The sequence below is a fragment of the Tahibacter sp. genome, from assembly GCF_035481375.1.
Classification (GTDB): Bacteria; Pseudomonadota; Gammaproteobacteria; order Xanthomonadales; family Rhodanobacteraceae; genus Tahibacter.
In genome coordinates, this window is record NZ_DATIGT010000118.1 from 1 (window position 1) to 11,398 (window position 11,398).

An 11,398-nucleotide genomic window follows, 5' to 3' on the forward strand; every position below is an offset into this window, starting at 1 on the left:
GAGCCACTGCAGCGCCGCGCGTTCCTGCGCCGCGTCGATCATTGCGCGTGCCGCCGCGTCAGCGCGGCGGTTCCTCGTCGTCGGGATAGCCCTCGAATTCGAGCCACATCGCGTTGATGATCGCGGCGAAGCAGGCCATCAGCACACCGAGAATCCAGGCGAAATACCACATGGCAGCGGTTCCTCAGTAGTGCGCGTCCGACCCGCGCACGTGTTCGAGCGTGACCGGCCCGCGCATCACGCGGAACACCCAGCTCGTGTAGAGCACGATCAGCGGCAGGAAGATCACGGTCATCCAGAACATCCAGCGCAAGGTCAGCAGGCTGGACGTGGAGTCCCAGAGCGTGAGGCCGTGCGCCGGCGCAAGATTCGACGGCAGCATGAACGGAAACATCGCCGTGCCCGCGGTCACGATCGTCGCGGTGACGGCAACGGCGCTCGCGACGAACGCCCAGCCCGGACGCCGCGGCGCGAGCCGCCACGCGAGCAGCGCGCCGGCGAACGCGCCGGCGGGAATCAGCCAGAGCAGCGGCGCGGCGCGGAAATTCGCGAACCACGCGCCGGCTTCGACGACCACGGTTTTCGCGACCGGGTTCGACGCCGCGGCCGTGCCGGCGAACGCGGTCACGCGGTAGCCCTCGATGCCGAACGCGACCCACGCGCCGGCCAGCGCGAAGCTCGCGACATAGACGAGCGCCGCGATGCCGTGCCAGCGCCGCGCGCGCTCGCGCAGCGTGTCGACGGTCTTCAACTGCAGGAACACTGCGCCGTGCATGACGAGCAGCGACAGGCTGACGACGCCGGCCAGCAGCGCGAACGGATTGAGCAGGCCGAGGAAACTGCCTTCGTAATGCACGCGCAGCGCCTCGTCGTAGCGGAACGGCACGCCCTGCAGCAGATTGCCGAACGCGACGCCGAACACGAGCGCCGGTACGAAGCCGCCGATGAACAGGCACCAGTCCCAGAGCGCGCGCCAGCGCGGGTCGTGCAGCTTGCTGCGGTAGTCGAAGCCGACCGGGCGCAGGATCAGCGCGAACAGCACGAGGATCAGCGCGACGAAGAAGCCGGAGAACGCCGCGGCGTAGACCAGCGGAAACGCCGCGAAGATCGCGCCGCCGCCGAGCACGAACCAGACCTGGTTGCCTTCCCAGGTCGGACCGATCGTGTTGATGAGCACGCGGCGCTCGTCGTCGGTCTTCGCGATGACCGGCAGCAGCGTGCCGACGCCGAGATCGAAGCCGTCCATCACGGCGAACCCGACCAGCAGCACGCCGAGAAACAGCCACCAGATCACGCGCAGCGTCTCGTAGCTCATGAGGAACTCGAACAGTTCGGTCATGACGTTCTCCTCATGCCTTCGACGGTTCGGCCGGCGCATCGGCGCCGATGACTTCGGCGTGACGCGGCGGCGCGTCGGGATCGGCCGGACCTTTGCGCGCGAACTTCACCATCAGATACATCTCCACGACGAGCAGCGCGGTATACAGCAGCACGAAGCCGGTGAGACTGAAGATGAGATCGCCGACGGTCAGCGACGACACGCTCATCCAGGTCGGCAGCACTTCGGCGACGGTCCAGGGCTGGCGCCCGAGCTCGGCAACGATCCAGCCCATTTCCGAGGCGATCCACGGCAGCGGAATCGTTGCGACCGCGAGCTTCAGCAGCCAGCGCTGTCGCATGATCGCGCGGCGCGACGCGGAGATCAGCGACAGCACGAAGGTGATCAGCATGAGCACGCCGCAGCCGACCATGATGCGGAACGCCCAGAACAGCGGCGCGACCGGCGGAATGCCGTCGCGCGCGGCCTGCGCGATCTGCGCGTCGGTGGCATCGACGACGTTCGGCGCGTAGCGCTTGACCAGCAGCCCGTAGCCGAGATCGCGCTGGCGCTCGAGAAGCGCCGCACGCGCCTGCGCATCGGCCGGATCCGCGCGCACCTTCTGCAGCGCCGCGTAGGCCTGCATGCCGCTGCGGATCCGCACTTCATGTTCGGCGACGAGATCCTTGAGCCCCGTGACGGGTTCGGTCACCGAGCGCGTCGCGATAAGCCCCATGAGCCACGGAATCTCGATCGCGTGGTTCGTCGTCATGTTCTCCTGGTCGATGAAGCCGACGACGGTGAACGGCGCGGGCGGCTCGTGCGTTTCCCACATCGCCTCGATCGCGGCGAGCTTCACCTTCTGAACGTGGCCGAGCTCGTAGCCCGACTCGTCGCCGAGCGTGATGACCGACAGCGTCGCGGCGAGGCCGAACGCCGACGCGATCGCGAACGAACGCTGCGCGAATGCGACGTGACGCCGCTTGAGCAGATACCAGGCGCTGATGCCCAGTACGAAGCAGGCGCCCGTGACATAGCCCGCCGACACGGTGTGCACGAACTTCACCTGTGCGACCGGGCTGAAGAACACCTGGCTGAAGCTCGTGAGTTCCATGCGCAGCGTGTCGGGATTGAACTCCGCGCCGACCGGATACTGCATCCAGCCGTTCGCGACGAGTATCCACAACGCGGAAAAATTCGAGCCGAGCGCGACGAGCCAGGTCACCATCAGGTGCTTGACCTTGCTGAGCCGGTCCCAGCCGAAGAAGAACAGTCCCACGAAGGTCGATTCGAGGAAGAAGGCCATGAGGCCTTCGATCGCGAGCGGCGTGCCGAAGATATCGCCGACATATTGCGAGTAGTACGACCAGTTCGTGCCGAACTGGAATTCCATCGTGATGCCGGTCGCGACGCCGAGCGCGAAGTTGATGCCGAACAGCTTGCCCCAGAACTTCGTCATCTGCTTGTAGATCTCGTTGCCGGTCATCACGTAGACCGACTCCATGATCGCGAGCAGGAACGACAGCCCGAGCGTCAGCGGAACGAAGAGGAAGTGATACAGCACGGTGATCGCGAACTGCAGACGCGACAGCTCCACGACGGTGTCGGAGATCATCGACGAACCTCCTGCGGACTGGCATGGCGGAAGCGGACCGACCGCGCCGCGCGATGCCCGACGGCACCGGCGCGCTCACATCGCGCAATTGTCACAAAGCACAGCGGTCGCGCCAAGCGGCGGAATGCGGCGCGGCTCGCCGCGCGGCGGGACGCCGGCAGCGGGATCGCCGGCGCGGAAGAATGGGAAATCATGCGGACGAGCTTAGCCGTGCGCAGTTGCCACGCGATGGCCTGTGTCAAAACGCCGCGCAGCGCGGACGCGCTGCGCCTATGCCGGAAAACCGCGACACGGCGGCGTTTCCGCACCGCGAGCGCACGCGCGCCGCGACAATCCGACGCAGCGGCGGAAAGCGCATCGCGATCATCGGGGCGCGGTCACGCGAACAGGGTGCAGCGGCCGGAACGAACCGGGCTTCGATGGCTGCGTCGAGAACTATTGTCCCGTGGCGGGCAGATCGTGCGTGCGTCGATGCGCGCGCCACAGCAGCAATCCGGCGAACGTGCAGATCAACGGCAGCAGCCACGCGCCGTGCGCGGTCATGGCAGCGACGAGCGCGCGTTGCGCCCGCACGAGCGGCGCCGGTTCGGGTCGCGTGCCGACGCGATCGCCGAGAACGAATCGCACGTCGCTCGCGTCGACGAGCGCGAGCAGGCGCTCGCGCTGCGGATAGGCCAGCTCGCCGCCCGCCGCACCGGCGAGCGCGCTGCGCTCGCCGGCACGGATGTAGCGTTCGAGCCGCTGCGCCTGGTCGTGCTGCGCGTCGGCACGCACGCGCGTCCAGTGCCACGCAAACGGCGCGAGCAGCAGCGCAGCGACGATGCTCGCGGCCAGCGCCGCGTGCGCAAGCCGCGGCCATGGCGGCGCAGTGCCGTGCAGCGAAAGCCGGCACAGGCAGGCGAGATTCGCGAAGCCGCCGAGCGCGAGCACTTCGACATAGCGCGAGATCGGATACCAGAGCCGGAATTGAGGCCGGCCGAGCAGGATCGCGACGAGTTGCAGCAGCCCCCAGAGCGCGAGACAGGCAAACGCGACGTCCACGCCGTCGCCGCGTCCGCGCAGCAGGCGCAGGAACGCCAGCCATGTCGGCCACCACAGGACGATCAGCAGCGCGAGTTCGCCGGACTGCCGCGGCCCCCAGACCGTCGTTGCGGACGCCGCGGGCAGCGCGAAGGCGACGATCGGCGCGATCGCGGCAAGCACTGCGAGCGCCATGGCCAGCGCCGCGCGCGGGGACAGATCGCCGATATGCCGGCGCAGCGCGATCGCGAGCAGTGCGACGACGCCGGCGGCCGCGCCCGACCCCATCGAGACGCCGGCTGCGAGCGCACACAGCGCGAGCGGGACGCTGCCGGCGGCCGTGCGCAGCCGCGCCGCAAGCACGACCGTCCCGGCGCTGAAACCGACGAGGAAGTAGTACGGATTGCCCCAGCCCATCGCGATGTTTTCCCAGCCATAGGGCAGTACGGCGACGAGACCCGCGGCGAGCGCGAAGGCCGGAGCGTACGCGCCGAGATGACGCGTCGCGGCGGCGATCAGCCAGGCGGCCATCGCGGCGTAGAGGCACTGGCTGGCCAGGCAGACGCTGACGTTGTCGAACTGGAGGTCCGCGAGGCGCAGCTGCGCGTAGCTCAGCAGCCGCGTCCACAGCAGCAGGTGTTCGTTGTGGAGTTGAAACAGCGTCGATGCGTCGAAACGGCCGGCGAGCAGCGGCCGCGCCATCAGTTCGATGACGCCGTCCCACTCGTCGTAATACGGCGTCTCGGGCGCGAACAGCGCGACGAGCATCATGCGCACCGAGGCGATCAGCAGGAACAGGCCGGCGGCGAAAGCGAGGATCGACGTGGACGGCGCGAGGCCGACCGGCAGGGGGCGAAGCATCGGTCGTCGTCTCGGCGATACGGTCGAAGGCCGCAGTATCGCAGCCCGGTACGGCAATTCGCTGCCGCCCGGGCGCGCACCGCACGACCGACGCACCCGGTGCGCCGCTTGGTCCGCGCCAATACGCGCGTCCCGCCGTTGTTCGAGCCGCCGGCACATCTGCCGGATCGAGGAGCCCGCCCACGACCGCCCTGCCCTGCAGGTCCCTGACCGCAGCCAACGATGCCGAAGGCTTTACCGCCGACTCTTTCAGCCGATCCGATGCAGCCGTCCGTGCACGGCGCTATCGCTGCCTCGGCCAGGTCGCGCATCCGGGCGACGCGCTGATCGCGCAGTTGACCGACGTCGACTTTGTCCACGATGTCGCATTCGTCGCCATCGCCGACGGCGACCGCGAGACCGGCGTCGCGCGCTACGGCACGACCGCCGACGGCAGCCGCTGCAAGTGCGGCGGCGGTCGGCGATGCGTTCAGGGCCGCGGCCTCGGCATGCCGACGCGCCGGCTCATCGAACGGGCGCGCGGGATTCGCGAACTGGTGTCGGTCGACCTCGCCGGCAACACGGCCGGGCGCGCTCGACGTCACGCGCTCGCCCGATCCGTCCGGCGCCGCACAGGTCGCGCATCGCCTGAGGCTGTGATCGCGCACGGACCTCGCGACACGCGGCCCGCGGCTCAGCGCACGATCAGCAGCGGCGTGCGGCAGCTCTGCAGCACCTTCGCGACGACGGATCCCAGCAGCAAGTTGCGCAGCACGCCGCGCCCGTGCGAGCCCATGACGAGCAGGTCGTAGCGGCCGCGCGTCGCCAGGTGCGCGATCAGCTCGGCCGGATCGCCGACCAGGCAATGCTCGGCGAACGCGATGCCGATCTTGTGGAGATAGCTCCGCGCATAGCGCAGCGCGTCGCGCGCGTTCTCGTCGTGAAACCGCTTCGTATCGGCCTGGCCGAGCGCCGCGGCGACGCGCGGCGTCAGCGGCGGATCGACATGGACGAGTTCGAGCGCGGCGTGCGGCGCAAACTGCGCCCAGTGCTTCACGACATGCTTCACGGCGAGGCGGCTGTGGTCGCTTCCATCGACGGTGAGCAGGATCTTCATGGCGGCTCCGGCGGCAGTGGCGCGCCGGGACTTGGCGCGATATGGCCATCCTAGCGAGGTCCGGAACGGCACCGACCACGCGGCAGCAACGATCGGTAACGGCGTGTAACGGCCCGAATACCGGGGGAAACGCGGCATGATCGCCCGCGACCCGCGCCTCGCTGGTGACGCAGCCGTACGAAAACGTATCATGCGTGGACCGCGCGCCGACCCGTCGAAAAAATGGAAATTGAGATACAGCACCTGCTCTGTGTCGACGACGACGACCAGATCCGCGATCTGATCGCGCGCTATTTCCGCGGACAGGGCTTCCGCGTGAGCGGCGCGCGCAACGGCGCCGAACTGCGCGAGACGATTGCGCGCGAACCGGTCGATCTCGTGCTGCTGGATCTCGGCCTGCCCGGCGAGGACGGCCTCGCGCTGACGCGCCACCTGCGCGAACACTGGCGCGGCGCCGTCATCATCGTCACCGGCCGCGGCGATTCCGTCGACCGCGTCGTCGGACTCGAACTCGGCGCCGACGACTATGTCACCAAGCCGTTCGACCTGCGCGAGCTGCTCGCGCGCGTACGCAGCGTGCTGCGCCGCAGCGGCGCCGCCGCGGCACCGGCGTCCGGCTCTGTTCCTGCCGCGCGCTCGCGCCTGGGTTTTGCGGGCTTCGTGCTCGATCTCGCGACGCGCAGCCTGTTCGACCGCGACGGCAATCCGGTCGCGCTGACCAGCGGCGAGTTCGACCTGCTGCTCGCGTTCGTCGAACGGCCCAACCGCGTGCTGTCGCGCGACACGCTGATGAACAGCCTGCATGGGCGCGAAGCCGGTCCCTACGACCGCGCGATCGACATGCAGATCGGCCGGCTGCGCCGCAAGATCGAAACCGCTCCGGAACAGCCGGCGCTGATCAAGGCCGTGCGCGGAGCGGGCTATCTGTTTGCCGCTTCCGTGGAGCCCGTCGCGTGACGGGCCGGGAGACCGTGTCCGGCGATCTGTATCGTGCGCTGTTCGACACGGCGCCCGACGCGATGGTCGTCGTCGCGATCGACGGACGCATCCGGCTCGCCAATCCGCAGGCGACGCGCCTGTTCGGCTACACCGAAGACGAACTGATAGGCCAGCCGGTCGAGCTGCTGATGCCGGAATCCGTGCGCGCCGCGCACCACGGCTATCGCGACGGCTATATGCAGCGGCCGCGCGTCAGGCCCATGGGCGCCGGGCAGGAACTCGTCGGCCGCCGCGCCGACGGCGTGCAGTTTCCGGTCGAGATCGCGCTGAGTCCGATCGCGGCCGGCACGGAAACACTGTTCGCCGCGTCGATCCGCGATATTTCGGAAACGCGACGTCAGCGCCAGGCGCTGCGGCGTGCGCGCTTCGACGCCTGCGTCGCGCGCATCGGCCAGCTCGCGCTCGAAGCGCGCGACGTCGACGCGTTCGCCGAACAGGTCAGCGCGCTCGTGCTCGATGCGATGCGCGCGGTCGCGGCCGGCATCGCGCTGATGCGTTCGCCGCGCGACCAGACCTTGAACTCCGCGGTCGGTCCCGGCGCCGATCGCGATCTCGTCGAGCAGTTGTTCGCCGCGCTCGACGTCGCCGACGCGACGACGCTGGCGCAGCCGCCGTTCGACCTCGACGCCTGGCTGCAGTCGCCCGAGCGACGCGAGGACTGGCAGCACGCCGGCATCGGCGGCGGCCGCATCGTGCCGGTGCTCGATCACGCGCGTCCGCTCGGCGTGCTCGTCGTGCTGACGACGGCGCCCCTCGGCGACGACCGCGACGCGGCGCATTTCCTCGGTGTCGTCGCGAACGTGCTGACGACGGCCGCGTTGCGCCAGCACACGCAGGAACAGCTCGCCCACTCGCTGCGCCTCGAGGCCGTCGGCCAGCTGACCGGCGGCATCGCGCACGATTTCAACAATCTGCTGACCGTGATCTCCGGCAACCTGCAGCTGCTCGAGGCCGACTATGCCGAGGATCCGAATGCCGCCGATTCGATCGCCGGCGCGCTGCGCGCGGTCGGCCGCGGCGCCGAACTCACGCGCAAGCTGCTCGCGTTCGCGCGGCGCCAGCGACTGAGCCCGGCTGCGGTTGCGCCCGCGGCGCTGCTCGGCGAACTCGGTCGCATGCTCGAACGCACGCTCGGCGAAGCCGTGCAAGTCCGGCTGGACTGCGCACCTGATCTGCCGCCGGTCTACGCGGATGCGGCACAGCTGGAGAGCGCGCTGCTGAATCTCGCGCTGAACGCGCGCGACGCGATGCCGCGCGGCGGGCGGCTCACGATCGCAGCAGGCGAACTGACGATCGCGCCGGACTCCGAAGAGATCGAACTGCCGGACGGCCGCTATATCCGCTTCACCGTGACCGACACCGGACTCGGCATGCCGCCCGAGGTGCTCGCGCGCGCGTTCGAACCGTTCTTCACGACCAAGGAAGCCGGCAAAGGCAGCGGCCTCGGACTCAGCATGGTCTACGGGTTCGTCAAGCAGTCCGGCGGGCATCTCGACGCGCGCAGCCAGCTCGGCTACGGCACGCAGATCGATCTCGTACTGCCGGTCGCGATGCAGGCCGCAGCGGCGGCCGGCCGCGCACGTCCGGCGAATCTGCCGCGCGGGAGCGGTACCGTGCTCGTCGTGGAAGACGAACCCGAAGTGCGCGGACTCGCGGTCGCATTCCTGCGCGGGCTTGGCTACGACGTGCTCGAAGCGGCCGACGCCGAGGAAGCGCTGACGCGGCTGCGCGCGGCGGAACCGATCGCACTGTTGTTCAGCGACGTCGTGCTCGGCAGCGGCGACAACGGCATCGAGCTCGCGCAGAAGGCACGGGCGTTGCGCCCGGGCCTGCCCGTGCTGCTCGCGTCGGGCTATGAATTCGGCGGCGCGGCCACGCCACACGGCTTTCCGCTGCTGCCCAAGCCCTATCGCCGCGAGGAACTCGCGGCGGCGGCGCAGGCCGCGCTGCGCGGCGAGCGCGGTTGAGGTTCACGCGGCGCAGCGCGCCGGTTCGTCGCCTTCTGCACACTGCTGCAGATCGTCCGGCGACAGCACGCGGATTTCGCGCCGCTCGACCGCGATGACGCCGCGCGCGGCGAGCTGCGACAGCGCGCGCGTGACGGTTTCGTGCTTGATGCCGAGGAAGCTCGCGATGTCGACGCGACTCATGCGCAGCAGGAAATGGCAGGCCGAAAAGCCGAGCGCGCGATGGCGCCGCGACAGGTCGAGCAGGAACGCCGCGACACGCTGTTCGGCCGTCAGCGTACCGAGCGTCAGCATCCAGTAGTGATCGCGGCGCAATTCGAGCGCGAGCGAGCGAGTCACCAGGGCCTGGAGCGAGGCCATGGCCGCGCAGGCGGCCATCACGGCCGGATACGGCAGTTCGAGCACTTCGCAGGCATCGAGCGCGACGATATCGACGGTGTGCGTGTCGCTGCCGATGGCTTCCACGCCGAGCAGGTCGCCGCGCATCGGGAACCCGGTGACCTGCTGGCGGCCGTCGCTGCTCGACACGCTCGCACGCAGGAAGCCGGCGTGGACGAGATACAGCGCATTGAATCGCTGCCCGGCGCGATACAGGTGCTCGCCCGCGCGCAGGCGGCGTCGCGTGACCGGCACATAGGTCGACAGCGTCGCGATGTCGATCAGTTCGTCGACGCCGCGCAGTGGCGGCAGCGGCAGGGAGTGCACGGCGGCGATCGTGGTCATGGCGGTTTCACTCGGCAGGGTTGCGGCGACGGCTGCACGGTAGCGAGCGAGCCGCTGCTGCTTGACCACGTCCGCGCAACGGTCGGTAACGATGCGTAACTGCCGGTAACCCGAGCGGGAATTGACCTGCCTCAAGACCGCTGCGCCGCGGCCGCGCGACAGTGGTGCCATGGACTTCGGTTTCCGCTATCGCAACGGCGTGCACGCCACGCAGGCTTCCTTCGTCGACCCCGCCGCGGTCGAGGCGTGGGACGCGTGGTTTCGCTGGCGCGAAGGCAACGAACTGCGCGACATGACGATCGACACGACCTGGTCGCGCGTCACGCAGGCGCTGTGCGAACTCGAACCCGGCCTGCCCGCACGACACGAGCAACTCGTCGGCGAAGCGATCAGCAGCTGGCGGCTGCTCGTCGACGCGCGGGCTCTCGCGGGCGCGGGACGCCGAAATTTCAGCTGGCCCGCGGACCGCTTCTGCGCGTCGATCAACCTCGCCCGCTTCGTGAGCCTGCCGTTCACGCCGAAGGCGGCGTTCCAGCGCCACGCGCTCGACGCGACGGTCCGTCTTGCCGTGCGCCTGATCGACAATGTCCGCCTGACCACGCCGCAGGACGGCACGCCGCCGCGGCTCGGCGTGATCGGACTCGCCGACGCGCTGGCCATGCTCGGCCTCGACTACGCCTCGGAACACACCGCGCGCGCTGCGGCGCAGATCGCGCGCGACTTCGCGCGCGCCGTGCTCGACGCGACGAACGAACTCGCGCGCGAACGCGGCAGCCGCGCCGATCGTCACGAAGTCGACCGCGCGGTCGCACGCGCCGACGCGCTCGGCGAAGGCGCGGATCTCGGCCTTCGCATCCGGCGCCACGGCCTGCGTATCGGACCGCTGACCGCGATCGACCGCCAGCCGCAGCTCGCACTCGTCGCGAACAACGTCGCCGACGCGATCTCGCCGCTACGCGGGGAAAAAGCCGTCTACATCATCCGCAATGCCGACGGCGAACGCCGCATCGCGGCATCGGGCTTCGCGATCACGCTGTGGCACCAGCTCGGCGCCCGCGCCAACGACACGACATTTCCGCAGAGCACCGCGGCAACCGCCGGCGATGCCGGCGTCGCAAACATCCGCGCTGCGATGCTGCCGTGGTTCGACCACGCGGCCGAAACGGCAGCAGAACCCGTCGACATCGTTACCGCGTAGGCGCGTCGCCGCGATCGCGTAGTCGTGATGCTTGCGATAGAGCTGGATCGATGTGGTGCCGTGATGCTACCGAACTAGCGCTCTAACCACCTGAAGCGCAAGCACTTTGAAATTGCCGATCGGCGGCATGCCCCCAAAGATGCCCCCACCTACGCGGCCCTGCATCGCATTACTGGACTGTGCCCCTTGGCCAGCATCGCGGAGTTTCCGGAGTGGGCGGCCGAAATTGAGGCCGGGACAGCCCTAGTCGCAGTTCTCGATGCATTTCCGCTGCAGCTTGTAGCCATACTCGGCGAGACATTGCATCAGTGTTGCCGTGCCGACCCGTCGCCTCGCAGTTGCTGCATTGGAATTGTCGACCGCCATTCCCAATACTTCGGCCGCCCAATGGTTGCCTTGCTCTTCGCAATCGGTGCGTATTGTTCCGCCAGGTCCAACTCGGCTCACGCATGATTCGCGCTTCGGCATCTGCCGCGACTGGCTAGATGAAGCCATAGTGCGTTCGCCTGCTTCGGCAGCAGCCAGCTTAGCGCGCGCAGTACAGATTTCCTTGGCTTGGGCGGGTTCGACCGAAGGCGATTCAACGATCTTGAGAAGTCGA

General features: G+C 68.9%; 9 protein-coding genes. 3 read left to right on the forward strand and 6 right to left on the reverse strand.

Features of this window, described 5'->3' with window-relative positions; all coding sequences use genetic code 11:
* Window positions 1-58: 58 nt before the first annotated feature.
* From cydX to VLF18_RS07535, 5 genes are all read right to left on the reverse strand, one after another.
* Window positions 59-172 carry a cytochrome bd-I oxidase subunit CydX gene (gene cydX, locus VLF18_RS07515; RefSeq protein WP_325279003.1) on the reverse strand — a complete coding sequence of 38 codons (114 nt, stop codon included), beginning with the start codon at window positions 170-172 and terminating at the stop codon, window positions 59-61.
* 12 nt (window positions 173-184) lie between these two features.
* Window positions 185-1,339 (reverse strand): cytochrome d ubiquinol oxidase subunit II, encoded by a 1,155-nt coding sequence (gene cydB, locus VLF18_RS07520; RefSeq protein WP_325279004.1) that lies wholly within the window; start codon window positions 1,337-1,339, stop codon window positions 185-187.
* A 10-nt stretch (window positions 1,340-1,349) separates the two neighbouring features.
* Complete coding sequence (locus VLF18_RS07525; RefSeq protein WP_325279005.1) at window positions 1,350-2,933, reverse strand: cytochrome ubiquinol oxidase subunit I; 1,584 nt, start codon at window positions 2,931-2,933, stop codon at window positions 1,350-1,352.
* Window positions 2,934-3,368: 435 nt separating this feature from the next.
* Window positions 3,369-4,814, reverse strand: coding sequence for a hypothetical protein (locus VLF18_RS07530; protein WP_325279006.1), 1,446 nt, complete (start codon window positions 4,812-4,814; stop codon window positions 3,369-3,371).
* 673 nt (window positions 4,815-5,487) lie between these two features.
* Window positions 5,488-5,910, reverse strand: a complete 423-nt coding sequence (locus VLF18_RS07535; RefSeq protein WP_325279007.1) for a universal stress protein — start codon at window positions 5,908-5,910, stop codon at window positions 5,488-5,490.
* A gap of 222 nt (window positions 5,911-6,132) precedes the next feature.
* Between VLF18_RS07535 and VLF18_RS07540 the strand changes: the two genes are divergently transcribed.
* Both VLF18_RS07540 and VLF18_RS07545 read left to right on the forward strand, forming a co-directional pair.
* Window positions 6,133-6,867, forward strand: a complete 735-nt coding sequence (locus VLF18_RS07540; protein WP_325279008.1) for a response regulator — start codon at window positions 6,133-6,135, stop codon at window positions 6,865-6,867.
* A complete protein-coding gene (locus tag VLF18_RS07545; protein WP_325279009.1) occupies window positions 6,864-8,876 on the forward strand; it encodes a PAS domain S-box protein in 2,013 nt (670 codons plus the stop codon). The genes VLF18_RS07540 and VLF18_RS07545 overlap by 4 nt, the downstream gene beginning before the upstream one ends.
* A gap of 3 nt (window positions 8,877-8,879) precedes the next feature.
* On the opposite strand, the gene VLF18_RS07550 is transcribed toward VLF18_RS07545, so the two are convergent.
* A complete protein-coding gene (locus VLF18_RS07550) occupies window positions 8,880-9,599 on the reverse strand; it encodes a Crp/Fnr family transcriptional regulator (RefSeq protein ID WP_325279010.1) in 720 nt (239 codons plus the stop codon).
* A 169-nt stretch (window positions 9,600-9,768) separates the two neighbouring features.
* Between VLF18_RS07550 and VLF18_RS07555 the strand changes: the two genes are divergently transcribed.
* A complete protein-coding gene (locus VLF18_RS07555) occupies window positions 9,769-10,797 on the forward strand; it encodes a hypothetical protein (RefSeq protein WP_325279011.1) in 1,029 nt (342 codons plus the stop codon).
* Window positions 10,798-11,398 lie beyond the last annotated feature (601 nt).

Bases quoted from the DNA above. Each gene is read 5' to 3' on its own strand.
- VLF18_RS07535 (WP_325279007.1), bottom strand. From the start codon at position 5,910: ATGAAGATCCTGCTCACCGTCGATGGAAGCGACCACAGCCGCCTCGCC.
- VLF18_RS07530 (WP_325279006.1), bottom strand. From the start codon at position 4,814: ATGCTTCGCCCCCTGCCGGTCGGCCTCGCGCCGTCCACGTCGATCCTC.
- VLF18_RS07555 (WP_325279011.1), top strand. From the start codon at position 9,769: ATGGACTTCGGTTTCCGCTATCGCAACGGCGTGCACGCCACGCAGGCT.
- cydX (WP_325279003.1), bottom strand. From the start codon at position 172: ATGTGGTATTTCGCCTGGATTCTCGGTGTGCTGATGGCCTGCTTCGCC.
- cydB (WP_325279004.1), bottom strand. From the start codon at position 1,339: ATGACCGAACTGTTCGAGTTCCTCATGAGCTACGAGACGCTGCGCGTG.
- VLF18_RS07540 (WP_325279008.1), top strand. From the start codon at position 6,133: ATGGAAATTGAGATACAGCACCTGCTCTGTGTCGACGACGACGACCAG.
- VLF18_RS07525 (WP_325279005.1), bottom strand. From the start codon at position 2,933: ATGATCTCCGACACCGTCGTGGAGCTGTCGCGTCTGCAGTTCGCGATC.
- VLF18_RS07550 (WP_325279010.1), bottom strand. From the start codon at position 9,599: ATGACCACGATCGCCGCCGTGCACTCCCTGCCGCTGCCGCCACTGCGC.